This is a genomic window from Sphaerisporangium sp. NPDC005288 (assembly GCF_040607475.1).
GTDB lineage: Bacteria > Actinomycetota > Actinomycetes > Streptosporangiales > Streptosporangiaceae > Sphaerisporangium > Sphaerisporangium rhizosphaerae.
In genome coordinates this window covers 312807-329241 of the sequence record NZ_JBEXGT010000002.1, presented here as the reverse complement: position 1 = coordinate 329241, position 16435 = coordinate 312807, and the positions used below count along the sequence as shown (strand labels likewise).

The window sequence follows — 16435 nt, the reverse complement described above, 5'->3', positions numbered from 1 at the left end:
TCAGGAGTGCGCCGCGAGCTTCTCGGCCATCTCGGCGTCGGTGAGGGCCTGGATGACCGCGGAGAGGTCACCGTCCAGCACCTGGTCGAGGTTGTACGCCTTAAAACCTACGCGGTGGTCGGAGATGCGGTTCTCGGGATAGTTGTAGGTGCGGACGCGCTCGGAGCGGTCGACCGTGCGCACCTGCGACTTGCGCTCGGCCGAGGCCGCGGCGTCGGCCTGCTCCTGTGCGATCGCCAGCAGCCGCGCCCGCAGGATGCGCAGCGCGGACTCCTTGTTCTGGAGCTGGCTCTTCTCGTTCTGGCAGGAGACGACCACACCGGTCGGCACGTGGGTGATGCGCACCGCGGAGTCGGTGGTGTTGACGCTCTGGCCTCCGGGGCCGGAGCTGCGGAACACGTCGATGCGCAGGTCGTTGGGGTCGATCTGGACGTCGACCTCCTCCGCCTCCGGGTACACGAGGACGCCGGCCGCGGAGGTGTGGATGCGGCCCTGCGACTCGGTGACCGGCACGCGCTGGACCCGGTGGACGCCGCCCTCGTACTTCAGACGGGACCAGACGCCGTCCGAGCCCTTGCCCTTCACCGCGACCGTGACGTCCTTGTAGCCGCCGAGATCGGAGTGCTGGGCGTCGATGATCTCGGCCTTCCACCCGATGCGCTCGGCGTACCGCAGGTACATGCGGAGCAGGTCGCCGGCGAAAAGCGCCGACTCCTCGCCGCCCTCCCCCGCCTTGATCTCCATGATGATGTCCTTGTCATCGTTGGGATCACGCGGGATGAGCAGGTGTTTGAGCCGCTCTTCGAGCGGGGCGACGCGGCCCTCCAGTTGCACGGCCTCCTCGGCGAACGCGGCGTCCTCGGCGGCGAGTTCCTTGGCCGCCTGCAGGTCGTCGCGGACGTTCTCGAGTTCGCGGTAGGCCGACACGATGGGGGTCAGCTGCGCGTAGCGCTTGCCGAGGGTGCGCGCCTGGTTCTGGTCGGCGTGCACAGCGGGATCGGCGAGCCTCTGCTCAAGCTCCGCATACTCGTTGAGCAACTCGTCGAGATTCACCGTGCGTCCTTCTTCCTTCACCACCGGCTTGCTGCACCACCTGGGCCCTCTACCAAGAACGCCGACCCGGGCATCGCTCCCGCGAGCGGGAGCGATGCCGAGCCGGCGTCGGGCGCGGAGCTACTTGCTCGCGGGCTTCTTGCCGAAACGCTTCTCGAAGCGGGCCACCCGGCCACCGGTGTCCAGGATCTTCTGCTTGCCCGTGTAGAAGGGGTGGCAGGCCGAGCACACGTCGGCGTGGATCACGCCGTTCTTGGCGGTGCTGCGGGTGGTGAAGCTGTTGCCACAGCTGCACGTCACCTGGGTGGTGACATAGTCCGGGTGAATGTCGGGCTTCATCTGTAATCCTCTCTGGCGCGGCCGCCGGGTCGCCTTGGTCTCTCGCGGTCAGGTGACACGCGGACGGGCGGGAACCGGAACCGCCGAACTGGGTCGGCTACCAGTGTGCCAGATCCTCCAACCTCGCCAGGCCATCGCGCATTCCCCGGCGAGGGCCGGACCCGGCACCTGTCCCCGGGCGGCCCAGGTGACCCGCCGAGCCTAGGCCCCCGGACCCCGCCGCTGCCCACAAATCCCCCACAGGACCGCAAAAGCTCGGTAACAGTGCCGAGCGCAGCCCCCGTCACCCCTCGCAGCTGGGCCCCCGACACGACGAAGACAGGCGAACGAAGAGCAACGTAACCGCCAGGATGAGGTCCGGCCAGGCACGAGGAGCCGAGGACACGGCGACGGGATCACCGGCATCGGACCCGCAGGAGAGGGCCAGCACGGCAGCGGCGTGGCGGTGGTCGCCGGGATCAAAGGAGTGGCCGAGGACACGGCGGCGGATCACCGGCATCGGACCCGCAGGAGAGGGCCAGCACGGCAGCGGCGTGGCGGTGGTCGCCGGGATCAGACTCGGCGGAGGTAGGCGAGGACGGCGAGGACGCGGCGATGGTCATCGGGGGCGGGATCGAGGCCCAACTTGCCGAAGATGCCGGAGATGTGCTTCTCGACCGCACCGTCGCTGATGCCGAGACGCGCGGCGATCGCGTTGTTCGACCGGCCTTCCGCCATCAGCGCCAGCACCTCCGACTCTCTGGCGGTGAGCGAGTCCAGGGGCTCGTGGCCGCCCCGGCGGCTCAGCAACTGGATCACGACCTCCGGGTCGATGACCGTCCCGCCGCCCGCCACCCGGCGGACGGCCTCGAGGAACTCGGTCACATCGGCGACCCGCTCCTTGAGCAGATAGCCCACCGCGGCGGCGTTCCGCCCGATGAGCTCGGCGGCGTACCGCTCCTCGACGTACTGCGACAGCACGAGCACCGGAAGACGAGGCAGCACGGACCGGGCCTCCAGCGCCGCGCGCAGTCCCTCGTCGGTGTGGCTCGGCGGCATGCGGACATCGACCACCGCGAGATCGGGCCGGTGCGCGCGTACGGCCTCGACCAGCCCGGGCCCGTCGCCCACGGCGGCCACGGTCTCGATGCCGCCGTCACCGAGCAGCCTGACCAGGCCTTCCCGCAGCAGCACGGAGTCCTCCGCGATCACCACCCGCACCCGTCCACCTCCATCCTCACCCTCACCTCAGACCGCACGACCCCTCAAGGGGCGCCGGCCGCGGCCGCGGCGGCCCTGGCGGCGGCGCAGCCGAGATCACCGCAGTAACCCGCACCGCCATGCCGGTCGGCCCGCCGCGCCGAACCCGCGCGCCCGCTTCGTGACGTACCACCCGGCTCTGTCGGCGCCAGTGCGCCGGCCACCGGACCGCGTGGGCCGGTGCACCGCGCCGGTCGGTGCACCGCACTGATCGGTGGACCGCACTGATCGGTGGGGAGGTCACCATTCGCAGGGTAAGGCCGCGCGGACGAGAGTGGGGCCGCCCGGCGGGCTTTCGACGGTCAGCGTGCCGTCGATCGTGGCCGCGCGGTCGGCCAGTCCCGCGAGGCCGCCGCCCGGCCGCGCCCCGGCACCGCCCACCCCGTTGTCGCGCACCTCGACCACCACCCGCTGTTCCTGACGCCCCACCCAGACCGACGCCTCCGTCGCCATCGAGTGCTTGGCGATGTTCGCCAGGGACTCGGCGACGATGAAGTAGGCGATGCTCTCGACGGCCGCGGGCGGGCGATCGGCGATGTCCACCGAGACCGTCACCCGCACCGGGGCCCGGGCGGCCAGCGCCGACAGCGCGGCGTCCAGGCCTCTGTCGGTGAGGATGGCCGGATAGATGCCGCGCGCCAGGTCGCGCAACTCGGCGATGGCGGCCTTGGTGCCCGCGTGGGCCTGCGCGAGCAGCCCGCGTGCCTCGTCGGGCTCGGTGTCGAACTTCGCCTGCGCCCTGCCGAGATCGAGCACCACCGCCAGCAGCCGCTGCTGGGCGCCGTCGTGCAGATCGCGTTCGATGCGGCGGCGCTCGGCCTCGGCGGCGTCCACACCTCTGGCCCGGCTGGCCTGCAGGTGCCTGACCCGCGCCTCGTCGCCCGCGCCGAGCAGCGCCCCGGCCAGCATGCCGTGGATCCACGCCATGCCCCGCACGACGTACAGCGTCACGCAGAGCAGGGCGAGCCCGGCCGGCACCCAGGGCAGCGCCTCGGGCAGGGTGTCGATCAGAAGGCGCTCGCTGACGCGGGTGGGCACGCCGAACAGCACCAGGATCGGCTGCGTGATCAGCACACCGGAGACGACGCCCAGCGTGAACGTCGCCAGCGACTCGACCAGCCCGAGGGGCAACAGCAGGAACAGATAGCCGAGATCTTTGTAGGTGGCGGGGTCGGCGAAGAGTCGGCGCAGACGAGCCAGGACACCACCGCCGGCCATGGGCTGGTAGGGATCGCGGATGGTCACGCCGAACGCCAGGCGGAGCAGCCGCCGTTCGAGCATGGCACCGCCCCGCCAGACGAGCATGGTGAACACCAGCAGCGGCAGGCCGACCCAGATGGCCACCGTGGCGAAGGAGAGCGCCAGACCGGTCAGGAGGATGACGAACCAGGTGACGCCCCAGAACATGCTGAGCAGCAGATAGGGCACCGCGCGCCAGGTGAGGGGATCGACGAGCAGCCCGAGCGGGCCACGCGCGCCGAGCGGCACCCTCAGCCGCAACGGCGGGCGCCCGGACGCCGTCTCGCCGGCCATGGCATGCCCTCCGATCCGAATCGCGTCATCGGCGACGGCCCGTCCAGCCGTACGGAAAGAGCCTGCCAAGCCCGCGGGCTCGGCGCCATGGAGATGGCACCAGGAGTGGGGTGTGGCCAGCCCTACCTCCCTCCCTGCACCTGAGCGCCGATCGGCGATAAGGCGGATGGGTGAGCCGGTACGGGCATGGGCGGGAGGACCCGGAGACCACGATCGCGATCCTCGGGCTGAGGGGCGGACCGGATAGCCGGTACGACCAGAGGGAGCGGGGAACACCACCGCCATCCTCGGCTGACGGGTTGACCGGGTCACCGGCACGGACGGAGCGAGGCAACACCACCGCCGCCCTCGGGCCGACAGGTGACCGGGTCACCGCCACAGACGGAGCGAGGCAACACCACCGCCGCCCTCGGGTGGACCGGGTACCGGCACGGACCTGAGGGAGAAGGAGAACACGACCGCCGCCCTCGGGCCGACAGGTGACCGGGTCACCGCCACGGACGGAGCGGGGCGACACAACCGCCGCCCTCGGGTGGATCGGGTCACCGACACGGACCTGAGGGAGCGGGAGAACACGACCGCCGCCCTCGGAAGGTTTCCGGGGCGGCGGAGGTGGGTGGTCCGGCCGGTTGCCGCGCCCGCCCTGGGAGGCCCTGGTCGGCAGGCCGGTCCTCCCGGCCGGGGCCGGACAGGGACGGGCTGTGACGTGGGCGTGCCCGGGCGGGGCGGGCCGGGTCAGTCGCGGTCGGAGCTGACCGTGGTCTTCTGGACCTGGAGCAGGAACTCGGCGTTGGACTGCGTCTCGCGCATCTTCTCCAGCAGCAGCTCCAGAGCCTGCTGCATGTCGAGGGCGTGCAGCACGCGGCGCAGCTTCCAGACGATCTGCAGCTCGTCCCTGGACATCAGGATCTCTTCCTTGCGGGTGCCGGACGCGTCGACGTCCACCGCGGGGAAGATGCGCTTGTCGGCCAGGGAGCGGTTGAGCTTCAGCTCGGCGTTGCCGGTGCCCTTGAACTCCTCGAAGATGACCTCGTCCATCTTGGAGCCGGTCTCGACCAGCGCCGTGGCGAGGATCGTCAGCGAGCCGCCGTTCTCGATGTTGCGGGCGGCGCCGAAGAACCGCTTGGGCGGGTACAGGGCGGTGGAGTCGACACCACCGGACAGGATGCGCCCGGACGCCGGGGCCGCCAGGTTGTAGGCGCGGCCGAGGCGGGTGATGGAGTCGAGCAGGACGACCACGTCGTGGCCCAGCTCCACCAGCCGCTTGGCGCGCTCGATGGCGAGCTCGGCGACGGTGGTGTGGTCCTCGGCGGGACGGTCGAAGGTCGAGTGGATGACCTCGCCCTTCACCGACCGCTGCATGTCGGTGACCTCTTCAGGACGCTCGTCCACCAGGACGACCATCAGGTGGCACTCGGGGTTGTTCCGGGTGATCGCGTTGGCGATCGCCTGGAGCACCATCGTCTTGCCGGCCTTCGGCGGGGAGACGATGAGACCGCGCTGGCCCTTGCCGATGGGCGCCACCATGTCGATGATGCGCGTCGTCAGGATGTTGGGGTCGGTCTCCAGCCGCAGACGCTCCTGCGGGTAGAGCGGCGTGAGCTTGGAGAAGTCGGGGCGGTTGCGCGACTGCTCGGGGTCCATGCCGTTGACGGTGTCCAGCCGCACCAGGGCGTTGAACTTCTCACGGCGCTCGCCGTCGCGGGGCTGGCGCACCGCTCCGGTGATGACGTCGCCCTTGCGCAGGCCGTTGCGGCGGATCTGCGCGAGCGAGACGTACACGTCGTTGGTGCCCGGCAGGTAGCCGCTGGTGCGGACGAACGCGTAGTTGTCCAGGATGTCGAGGATGCCGGCGATCGGGATCAGGACGTCGTCGTCGCCGATCACGGGCTCGTTGCTGTCGAAACGGTCGCGCCCTCGGCGGTTGCGCTCCCTGAACCTGCCGCGGCGTCCGCGGCGGTCGTCGTCGCCCTGCAGGTCACGGTCCTGATCGCGGCCCTGGTCACGACCCTGGTCGCGCGTCTGCTGGCGTCCCTGGTCGCGGTCACGGTCACGGGACTGGTCGCGGTCGCGGGTCTGGTCGCGGTCGCGGGTCTGGTCGCGGTCGCGGGTCTGGTCGCGGTCACGGGACTGGTCGCGGTCACGGGACTGGTCGCGGTCACGGGACTGGTCGCGGTCGCGGGTCTGATCGCGGGTCGGCTCGCGGCGGCCCTGGGCCTCGCCCGCGTCTGCGGCGCGCTGCTCGGGACGGCTGTTGTCGTTGCGGTTGTCGGGACGGTTGTCCCCGCGGTCACGACGGTCGGCGCCACGGCCGCGGCGCTCGCCGCGCTCACGACGGGACTCGCCGCGCTCGGGACGGCCCTCGGCCTGCGGGGCCTCGACCGGCGTGGAGACGGCGGCCGGGGCGGCCGGGGCCTGCTCGGGAGCCTGCGTCTCGGCCACGGGAGCGCGCTCTTCGCGGGTCTCGATGACGGCCTCGACCGGCGCGGGGCGGGAACGTTCCCGACGGGTACGGGCCGGGCGCTCGGCCACCGGCTCGGCGGCGACCGCGGGAGCCGGGGCGGCGACAGGCTCGGCCGGGGCGGCAGGGGCGGAGGTGGAGGCACCTTCAGCAGATACGCCCTGCTTCTCCTGGATGGCCGCGATCAGCTGGCTCTTGCGCATCCGTCCGGTCCCGCTGATGCCCAGGCTCGACGCGAGAGCCTGCAGCTCGGGCAGCACCATGGCCGCGAGGCCGGTGCCGGAGCGACGGCGCGGCCTGGCCGCGGCGCGGGTGGGGGTGTCGCCGGCGGCCGACGGCGCTGCGCCGGGGGCGTCGGAGAGGAGTTCGGTGGTGTCGCTCAACTAAAAGGTCCTTCCCAGGGGTCGGGCGTCGGCCACGATCAGCCAGGCGTCCCGGTGGTGCGACCCGGCGGGACAGACCGGGTCGGGCTGGACGAAGCTCTAAGGTGTCGGTAAACCGGTGCGTCGAACCGGCCCGTGGCCGTCACCGTCGAGATTCGTGAGCCGTTGGGGGCCCGGGGGTCGCCCCCCGGCTGGTTACCGCCGACCAGATGTCGATGTCAGTCGAACGCGCATGTCCCCGATTACGCCGCTCCTCGACGCACCAACCGGATGTGGAGCAACCGGAGGCGATGAATTCGGGAAGCCCGCTGTGCGGCCTGTGTCTTGCGACCCAAGGCGCGATCCAGCGATGTATGGCTGACAAGCACGCACCCGCAACGGGGGCATCTGGTGCGGCTATCAGCCTAACATCACCAGCGCACACTGCTATTCCCTGAAGGTCGAAGATGCATCAGCGTGTCTCGGGAGATTCAACGCTCGCGCCGGACCGATCGACGTCCAATGGCTGGATGTGCCAGTCACTACCCACTTCCGACGCGATCAAATCATGGGTATCCGCCGTTCCGAACACCAGAACCGTAGGACCGGCTCCGGAGACCACGGCGGGAACCCTTGCCACGCGGAGACGTTCTACCAGATCGGCGGTGCCCGGCATCGCAGGCGCGCGGTAGGCCTGGTGGAGACGGTCTTCGGTGGCGGCGAGCAACAGCCCGCTCTCGGGTCGCTGGGTGAGCGCCGCGATCAGCAGGGCCGCGCGTCCGGCGTTGGCCGCCGCGTCGGCGTGCGGCACGTCCTTCGGCAGAAGCCCGCGCGCCTCCTCGGTGGAGAGCCGGGTTCTCGGCACGCACACCACAGGTCGGACGCCCCCATGCGGGCTCAGTTCCAGCTTATGCGGTGTTCCGGACAAGTCGCTCCACGCGATCGTGAGCCCTCCTGACAGGCAGGGCGCGACGTTGTCGGGATGCCCCTCCATGCGCGTGGCCAGCGCGAAGACGTCGTCGTCGGAGAGCGAGGGCGCGGCGAGCGCACGGGCGGCGAGGATGCCGGCGCAGATGGCCGCCGAGGAGGATCCGAGGCCGCGCGCGTGCGGGATGCGGTTGTGACACCGCAATCTCAGGCGCCGCGGCTGCGGCGCGCCCGCGAGATCGAGCGTGGCACGGACGGCCCTGACGATCAGATGGCCCTCGCCGGTGTCCAACTCGCCCGCGCCCTCGCCCTCGACGTGGACCTCGACGCCCGGGGCGTCCCCCTCGGCGCCCGGCGTGTCGTCGAGGATCGAGACCTCGACCTCGTCGTACAGGGTCAGGGCGAGCCCCAGAGAGTCGAAGCCCGGCCCGAGGTTCGCGCTGGTGGCGGGCACGCGGACCATGACGGTGCTGCTCGGTGACATGCGTTTCCTCAAGGGATGGGGTCGATCTCGGCCGATCATACGACCGCGCCGCGCGTCATGCGCCGCGGGGTCGCCGCCGGGTCGCCCGGGTCGCCGCCGGGTCGCCCGGGTCGCCGCGGGGCCGCCGCCGGGGCGCCGCCGGGGCGGCCGTGCGGTCACCGCTCGGCGGGTCGCATGGGAACGGCCCCTTCGCGGGGCCGGTCCACGTGGACGGAAGAGTCCACCCGCCGGATCACCGGCGGGTGGGTCTCGGGGCGGCGCCCGGTGTGTCAGGCGAGTTCGAGCGCGGCGGCCGCCGCGAAGGCGTCGACCGGGATGGTGAGCGGGGTGGGCGCGCCGGAGATCGCCCAGTCGGGGTCCTTCAGGCCGTTGCCGGTGACGGTGCACACGACGCGCTGGCCCGGGCGGACCAGCCCCTGCTCGTGGGCCTGCAGCAGGCCCGCGACGCTCGTCGCCGAGGCGAGCTCGACGAACACGCCTTCCTCCTGGGCGAGCAGTTTGTACGCGGCGGCGATCTGGCGGTCGGTGACGGCCTGGATGTCGCCCCCGGACTCGTCGCGCGCGGCCTCTGCGAGATGCCAGGAGGCCGGGTTGCCGATGCGGATCGCCGTGGCGATCGTCTGCGGATGGGTGACCGGGGCGCCGTCGACGATGGGCGCCGCCCCCTTGGCCTGGAAGCCCAGCATGCGCGGGGTGTGGGTGGCCGCCGAGCTCTCGGCGTACTCGCGGTAGCCCATCCAGTAGGCGGAGATGTTGCCCGCGTTGCCCACCGGGATGCAGTGGACGTCCGGCGCGTCGCCGAGGGCGTCCACGATCTCGAACGCCGCGGTCTTCTGCCCCTGGAGGCGGTGCGGGTTGACCGAGTTGACCAGGGCGATCGGATAGTTCTCGGCGAGCTTGCACGTCATCTCGAGGCAGTCGTCGAAGGAGCCGTCGACCTGGAGCAGGCGGGCGCCGTGCACCAGGGCCTGCGCCAGCTTGCCCATGGCGATCTTGCCGCGCGGCACGAGCACCGCGCAGGTGAGCCCGGCCCGGACGGCGTAGGCGGCCGCGGAGGCGCTGGTGTTGCCGGTGGAGGCGCAGATGACGGCCTTGGCGCCCTCTTCGAGCGCCTTGCTGATGGCCACGGTCATGCCGCGGTCTTTGAAGCTGCCGGTGGGATTGAGGCCCTCGACCTTGAGATACACCTCGCAGCCGGTGAGCGCGGAGACGCGCCTGGCCGGGACCAGCGGCGTGCCGCCCTCCAGCAGGGTGACGACGGGCGTCGTCGTGGTCACGGGGAGCCGGTCACGGTATTCCTCGATAAGGCCACGCCAAGCCCTGAGCATCGTCACTCCTCCCGCGCCCGGCCCGGTTCGAGCGGGCACGACGGCGCGTAACCATGGGGTCCCGCTACCAGCGGTATCAGGCACCGAGTCTACGCAGGCGCCGGGCGCCCCCGCGCCTGTTGTCCACAGGGTGGACCACTCCGGCGGCCGCACTTTCCATACTCGGGCAAGGTGCACCAGGGATACACCGGGTAGCGGTCAATATCGCATCCCTGAAGAACCCCGGAAAGCTCACTGTCTCTTTAACCTCTTTTGCCTCACAATTGGGGCAAGACCCGCCATGCCGGAAGGAAAACGTCGCCGTGACCGCCGCGAGCAGAATCCGGGCCGGGGACGACCGCGACCGCCTGCACTGGCTCCTGGACCACCTGCCCGCGAGCCGTCCCGGCCGCCCGGTCTCCGTCCTCGACCTGGGCTGCGCCGAGGGCGAGCTGTCGTTCCTGCTCGCCGAGCGGGGCGACAAGGTGACCGGCGTCGATCGTGACCCGCGGCTGGTCGCCGAAGCGCGCCGGCACGCCGGCCGGCTGTCCGCCGACGTCGCCGCGCGCGTCGGGTTCGAGGTCGGGGATGGGCACGCGCTGGACGGCGTTCCCGACGAGAGCTTCGACGCGGCCGTGGCCGGGGAGATCCTCGACCGCGTCGGTGACCCCGTCCAGGTGCTCGAAGCCCTCCACCGCACCCTCCGCCCGGCCGCGACGCTCGTCTTCACGGTGCCCTACGGCGTGAACGAGGCCGTCCTGCGCCTCGCCCACGCCGTCGGCGACCACGCCGAGGACCCGGGCGACACCGGGGAGGACGAGGCCGAGCGGCGGCGGGTCTTCTACCACGGCAGCCTGCGCCACCTGGTGGAACCGCTGTTCGAGATCCGCGAGCTGACCGTGCTGCGCCACCACCTCGCCGGGGTCGCCGTCCGCAGGGACGAGCCGCGCGGCACCCCGGGGTTCGCGCTGAGCCGGGCCGAGACAGCGTTCCTCCAGCGCGAGCGGCACCTGCACGGCGAGATCGCCGAGTTGCGCGCCCTGTGCGCCGAACTGAGCGACCGCGAGGCCACCCTGACCCGCGCCGGGCAGGAGTTGCTCGGCCGCAACGCCCAGTTGCGCGCCGAGGCGACACGCCTGCTGCAGCGGATGCGGCATCTGGAAGGCCGCCTCGCCGAGTACCGCGAACTGATCGCGCGCCTGCGCCGCTCGCGGGCGTGGCGCCTGATCACGGCCTACCGGCGGGTGCGTTACTCCTCGGTTCGCGAGGCCCCGCCGGCCGCGCAGCACCCCGTGGCGATCGGCTCTCCCCCGTCCGCCCGGCGCGCCCTGCCCGGCCGGACGGAACCCTGAGCCGTACCGCGCGTCCGCGGACCGGCGTCCCCGCACCGAAGATCTCATCGGCCGCGGAGCGACCGGATGCGGTTGACGAGCTTCCGCGCGGCCGGAGGCGGGGACGACGGCTGAGCGCTCGCCGGCTGAGCGCCGGACGGCGGCTTCTCGGCGGCCTGCGAAGGCAGGGGCCCGGAAGGGGACGACGGCGATGACGCCGGGGCGGACGAGTCCGCCGGGACGCTCGAAGGGGCCGCCTTCCCGGGTTGCGTCCTCGGCCGATCGCCCGGCGCCGGCGGCCAGAACTTGGCCGCGGGAGCGCGATGCACGCCGTGCGTCCGCTCGATCACCGCGTCGAGGTCGTCGCCGGGGCCGGCGAGCAGGCGGGCGCGGTTGACGGCGTCGGTGCGCTCCAAGCGCGCCGTTCTCCCGTCGGGGAACTCCACGACCAGCAGCCCGGCCCGCTTGTCGTTGATCATCCTGATCATGACCTCGAGCGAGCGGCGGTGCAGCGGCACCTCCACCGGCCCGGTGTAGCGGAACGGGACGGGCGCGGCGTCCCGCGCCGGGGCCGACGCGAGGAGCACCCCCTCGTCGTGCCGGAACTGCTCCCGGACCAGCCGCAGCTCCAGGTCGGGGTCGTCGAGCACGCGGTGGCGGCCCTCGGTCAGCCGGTCCCACGGCGCGACGAGCGTGACCCGCACGTCCGGCAGGCTGCCGCCGAGCGCCGCGGCCACGGCGGCCCGCACCCGCGGCTCGGCGTGCCCCTCGGCCTCAAGGACGACCTCGACGTAGGGCACCAGCCAGCGCCGGCCCGGCTCCTTGCGCAGGTCGCGGCGCAGCGGGACCCGCTGGGCCAGATAGGGGGCCACGACGCGGACGGTCGTGTCGGTGTCGACGCGCTGGGCCGGCAGCCCCAGGTGGACGGCGCGCGCCTCCATGTCGGGCACGAACACGGCGCCGGTCATGGCGAGCCGGTAGGCGAACTCGGTGTCCTCGCCCCTGAGGACCCGCGCGTCGAAACCCCCGGCGCGCGCGAACAACGCGCGGCGGAAGGAGACGGTGGGCCCGGTGCAGACGTGATAGGGGTTCTTGCTGGTCCGCAGCCCGTCCAGCCGCCTGATCGTCGCCTCCGTGGAGCTCGGGACGGCCGTGGACAGGTCGAACAGCCCGTCGAAGTCGCCGTCGCGCACGGCGGCGTGCACCTGCTCGGGGGTGCGCGCCTGCTCCTCGACGAAGACCTTGGCGCCGATGGTGACCACGTAGTCGGCCAGATGGTGCCAGCGCATGAGCGCCTCGATGTGCTCGCGGCAGATCACCATGTCGGAGTCGAGGCGCTGGACGATCTCGCCCTCGGCCAGGCGCGCGCCGGTGTTGATGGCGTGCGCGATGCCCCAGCCGCCGGGGGCGCCGGGCACCAGGCGGGTGCGCTCGGGGCGGATGCCGGGCAGGCGCAGCGGCGGCTCGCTGCCGTCGTCGACGACGACGACCTCCATCAGGTGGGAGGGGTAGGTCTGCGCGGCCAGGGCGGCGAGCGTCAGATCGAGCCGGTGCTGCCCGCCGTACGCGGGGATGACCACGCTCACGGGCAGGGACGGCGTCCACGCGCCGAGCGGCGGCGGGATGAGCGGCGAGTAGTCGTTGTGCCGGATCACCGGCCGCGCGGGACCGCCGCCGCCGTTCGGGGAGGCCGAGCCTTCACCGCCATCACCGGTCACGTTCGTGGAGGCGGTCAAGATGATCGCTCCTTCGTCGGTTCCGTTCGCCGCCGGAGCCGACATTACCCAAACAAGCTGGGAGGTTCATGAGAGGCCCGTGGCGCGGTCACCTGCCGGTCTTCCCCGCCTGCGCGGATCATGCGCGGCCCGCGCCGTCTGACATGCGCCCTTACCGCGCCGGCCGCCTCCGAGTGGACCTCCGGGGCGCCACCCTCGTCGCGTCGGCGGCCTCCGGCCGATCACGGCGACCCGGCCCGCCGTCCGCTCCCCCACCCGACGCGCCGTCCGCCTCCCGCTCGCCCTGAAAGCGCCGTCCACCCAGCCGCTCCCTCAAAGCGCCGTCCGCCCACCCGGCCGACGCGCCGTCCGGCTACCCGCCCGCGCCCGTAGCGCCGTCGGTCTTGCCGCTCGCATCCGCGGCGCCGTTCGCCTTCACGCCTGTGCCAGGAACGCCATCGGTCTTTCCCCGCACGCCCGAAGCGCCGCCCGCCTGTTCGCTCCCCGTGCCGTTCGGGGGCTCGCCGGGGATCGTCACGGGCGACGACGGGCCGTTCAGCGGCTCGCTCGGGGCCTGGGCGGCGCGGCGCACGGAGATGCGCTTGATCATGGTGCGCAGCCGGCCCGCCTTGAGCCTGGCCACCTCCCGGCGCAGCCCGCCGACCTCCCTGCGCAGGTCGACGGCGCTCTTGCGCCAGCGTCCCGCCTCCTCGCGCCACTTGGCGACCTGCCCGCGCAGCCGCTCGGCCTCCTTGGTCAGCCTGACCACCTCGGCCTCGGTCTCCAGCCGGGCGCGGTAGGCCATCCGGCGTCCCCTGGCGGGCACGGCCTGGGACGCGGGGACGAACCCGAGCGTCTCGCCGTCGATCCACAGCGCGCCGTAGACCTCGTCCACCAGGTCGTCCACCAGGTCGTCCATGGCGGGACCCGCGAGGGTGGAGGAGGGCTCGGCGGCCAGGACGAGCGCGGCGCGGGCAAAGGCGGCGCGGCGCTCCAGGCGTGCCGTGGCCAGCTCTTCGGGGGTCTCGGCGAGCAGCACGCCGACCAGGCCGTGCCCGTCGTCCACCGCCAGGTCGAGCAGCTTGGCCAGCGTGTCCTCCTCCGGCACCCACCCGGCCGGCAGGCACAGCCGGAACGGCGCCACGCGCGGGGCGCCGCCCGAGGCGAACCGCACGCGGCCGTCATGGGCGTAGTGGCCGAGGATGAGCGCGAGGTCCAGGCGGGGATCGGTGAGCGGCGCGCGGCGCTCGGGCTCCAGCGTGTCCCAGGGCCCGGTGACCAGCACCGACACGTCCGGCAGGGTGCCGGACAGGACGGCGTCCACGGTGGCCCGGGTGTCCTCGTACCCGGCGGCCTCGACCACGACCTCCAGGTACGGCACCTTCCACTGGCGCGCGGGGTGGGCGCGGAGCCAGCGGTACTGCGGGATGCGGTCGCCGATCAGGGCGTGGCTGACCCGGTCGATGGGCTGCTTGTCGCGCATGCGCATCGACGGGCCGAGGTGGTAGCCCCGGGCGAGCGGCTCGGGGACGAACACCGCGCCGGCCTGCGCGAGGCGGTATCCCATCTCGGTGTCCTGGCCGAGGATGAGCTCCTCGTCCATGGGGCCGGCCGCGTCGATCAGCCGGCGGGCCACCGAGGTCGCCCCGCCGACGTGCAGGCTGAAGGCCCGGTTGGGGGTGTCGGTGAGCCCGTTGGTGCGCTGCACCAGATCGACCAGCCACTCGTGCGGCTCGGCGGGCTCGAACAGGGCGGACAGGTCGGCGGTGGCCGCCACCGCCCCGGGATCGGGCAGCGGGGCCGTGGTGAACCTGAGGTAGCTGGTGACGACGAGGTAGGGGGCGAGGTGGTGCCAGCGCATGTGCGCCTCCACCTCGTGCCGGTCCGGGACCACGTCGGAGTCGAGCCAGTGGACGACGTCGCCGGTGGCGGCGGCAAGGCCGGCGTTGCGGGCGTCGGCCCGGCCGGGGACCTCGCAGACGACCAGCCGGGTGTCGCCCGGACGGATCTCCGGCAGGCGCAGCGGCGGGCTGCTGCCGTTGTCCACCACGACGACCTCGGTGAGCTCGCCGGGGTAGGTCTGCGCGGCCAGCCCGGCGAGGACGAGATCGAGCTTGTCCTGGCCGTTGTAGGCGGGCACGACGACGCTGACGCGAAGGCTCGGCGTCCACGCGCCGAGCGCGGGCGGGTCGAGCACGGTGTAGTCGTTGCCGCGGACGCGCGGGACCGCCGGACCGGCCGCCGCGGGCGCCGTGTCGTCGGGGCGCAGGGTCTGGCCGCTCATCGGGTTCCCAGAAAGTGGCGGGGCACGGGGCCGCCGGGACGGGTCACTGCGTCTCCAGGATGCGGCTCGGCCGGAAGCCGCGCCATTGGTTCGCCGAGACGCGCAGGAAGTGCGCGAGGGGCAGCTGCCAGGTGTGGCCGGCGGCGAGCGCGCGGCGCAGGACGTAGCCGAGCCCCTGGGTGCGGTAGATGCGGGCTCCGGCGGCGTGGGCGGTCTTGAGGAGCTGGGCGTCCACCCCCCGCGACACCCCCTCGAACCCGCCGATCTCGTGGTACTTCTCACGAGCGAGGAAGATGGTACCGCCGGCCACGTGGTCCGACCAGACCTCGCTGGTGTAGTCGGTGCGGCGCACGGTGACCTTCAGCGGCTCCAGGTAGAAGAACTCGGCGGCGGTGCCCACGATGTCGGCCCCGCTGTAGGCGCGGGCCATGAGCAGGTCGGCGAGGTGCTCCGGGGAGTACCAGTCATCGTCGTCCCATTTGGCGATGTCGTCGCCGCCCGCCTTGGCCGCCACCTCGTGCAGCACCTGGCCGAACGGCGTGGCCTCGTCGGCCTCCACCAGGGTCAGCGGCAGGGGGAACCCGGCGACGGCGCGGCGCACGTCCTGGTGGGAGGCGGGGACGCCGTGCAGCCCCAGCAGGACCTCGACCTGGACGTGCCGCTGTCGCGCGATCTGGGCGAGCGCGGAGGCGAGCAGGGCGGGCCGCTTGCTCGACATCACGACGCTCACCGTCGGCAGAGCCGGCGCGGGCGTCGCTGCAGGGACGGCCGGCGCGGGCGGCATCGCGAGGGGGGCCGACGCGGCCGGCGCCGTGGGCGCGGAGCCGCGCGCCCCCGCCGTCCCGTCGTTGCCGTGGCGCAGGGCGTGGCGCCGCAGGCGGAGGCTGTGCTCCTCCCTGCGCAGATCGCTCACCGAGCCCACCGAGGGGTCGCGCGGGCCCGGCGCCCAGGAGGTGAGCAGCGCGGCGAGGCCGGGATCGGCCTGCTGCATCCAGGCGGGCGCGTCGTCCGCGTGGAGGGGCACGCCCGCGCGGGCCAGCGCGCGGATCGTCTCCAGCACTCCCGCGGCCTCGGTCGCGCCCGGCGGCCCGGACGCCGTGGCCGGGCCCGTCGCGGACGCCTCCGCGGTGCCCACGGCCTGCGGCCAGCGGACGCGCAGGCCCGGGAGGGCGCGGAGCGGCACGATGTCGGCCGCGGTCAGCGGCGCGGCGGCGGGCCGTCCGGCGAGCACCGGCCGGGCGCCCGAGAACGACAGCTCGCCGGGATCGGCCGTCGGCGTCCGCACGTAGCCGAGCGGTGTCGGGTCGCCCTCTGCCAAGGCCTCACCTTTCAACTGCCGGCCCCGCCGGGGGCGGCGGGGGGAAAGACGCCCAGGACCGCGCGGGACAGGGGCGCCGCAC

Annotated in this window: 11 protein-coding genes; 1 reads left to right on the top strand and 10 read right to left on the bottom strand. The window is 73.0% G+C overall.

All coding sequences use genetic code 11. The features are described from left to right. The 7 genes from prfA to thrC all read right to left on the bottom strand — a co-directional run bounded on the left by prfA (position 1) and on the right by thrC (position 9726). On the bottom strand, positions 1–1053 hold the full coding sequence (prfA, locus tag ABZU32_RS03350; protein ID WP_354916492.1) for a peptide chain release factor 1: 1053 nt from the start codon (positions 1051–1053) through the stop codon (positions 1–3). A 120-nt stretch (positions 1054–1173) separates the two neighbouring features. Beyond that, complete coding sequence (gene rpmE / locus ABZU32_RS03345) at positions 1174–1392, bottom strand: 50S ribosomal protein L31 (protein WP_354841816.1); 219 nt, start codon at positions 1390–1392, stop codon at positions 1174–1176. A 552-nt stretch (positions 1393–1944) separates the two neighbouring features. Continuing rightward, complete coding sequence (locus ABZU32_RS03340; protein ID WP_354916489.1) at positions 1945–2592, bottom strand: response regulator transcription factor; 648 nt, start codon at positions 2590–2592, stop codon at positions 1945–1947. Positions 2593–2871: 279 nt separating this feature from the next. Then, positions 2872–4164, bottom strand: a complete 1293-nt coding sequence (locus ABZU32_RS03335) for a sensor domain-containing protein (RefSeq protein ID WP_354916487.1) — start codon at positions 4162–4164, stop codon at positions 2872–2874. 735 nt (positions 4165–4899) lie between these two features. Continuing rightward, on the bottom strand, positions 4900–7008 hold the full coding sequence (rho, locus tag ABZU32_RS03330) for a transcription termination factor Rho (protein WP_354916484.1): 2109 nt from the start codon (positions 7006–7008) through the stop codon (positions 4900–4902). Between the two features lie 451 nt (positions 7009–7459). Beyond that, positions 7460–8398 carry a homoserine kinase gene (gene thrB, locus ABZU32_RS03325; RefSeq protein WP_354916635.1) on the bottom strand — a complete coding sequence of 313 codons (939 nt, stop codon included), beginning with the start codon at positions 8396–8398 and terminating at the stop codon, positions 7460–7462. A 269-nt stretch (positions 8399–8667) separates the two neighbouring features. Beyond that, entirely contained in the window at positions 8668–9726 is a 1059-nt protein-coding gene (gene thrC / locus ABZU32_RS03320; protein WP_354841803.1) for a threonine synthase, read from the bottom strand. 302 nt (positions 9727–10028) lie between these two features. Between thrC and ABZU32_RS03315 the strand changes: the two genes are divergently transcribed. After that, the gene (locus ABZU32_RS03315) at positions 10029–11057 is read left to right on the top strand and encodes a methyltransferase domain-containing protein (RefSeq protein ID WP_354916481.1); all 1029 of its coding nucleotides are present in this window, start codon (positions 10029–10031) and stop codon (positions 11055–11057) included. Positions 11058–11101: 44 nt separating this feature from the next. On the opposite strand, the gene ABZU32_RS03310 is transcribed toward ABZU32_RS03315, so the two are convergent. The 3 genes from ABZU32_RS03310 to ABZU32_RS03300 all read right to left on the bottom strand — a co-directional run bounded on the left by ABZU32_RS03310 (position 11102) and on the right by ABZU32_RS03300 (position 16353). Continuing rightward, positions 11102–12772: a glycosyltransferase gene (locus tag ABZU32_RS03310; RefSeq protein WP_354916478.1), complete on the bottom strand. Its 1671-nt coding sequence runs from the start codon at positions 12770–12772 to the stop codon at positions 11102–11104. Between the two features lie 352 nt (positions 12773–13124). Beyond that, on the bottom strand, positions 13125–15035 hold the full coding sequence (locus tag ABZU32_RS03305; RefSeq protein WP_354916475.1) for a glycosyltransferase: 1911 nt from the start codon (positions 15033–15035) through the stop codon (positions 13125–13127). 43 nt (positions 15036–15078) lie between these two features. Continuing rightward, a complete protein-coding gene (locus tag ABZU32_RS03300) occupies positions 15079–16353 on the bottom strand; it encodes a family 2 glycosyl transferase (RefSeq protein WP_354916472.1) in 1275 nt (424 codons plus the stop codon). Positions 16354–16435 lie beyond the last annotated feature (82 nt).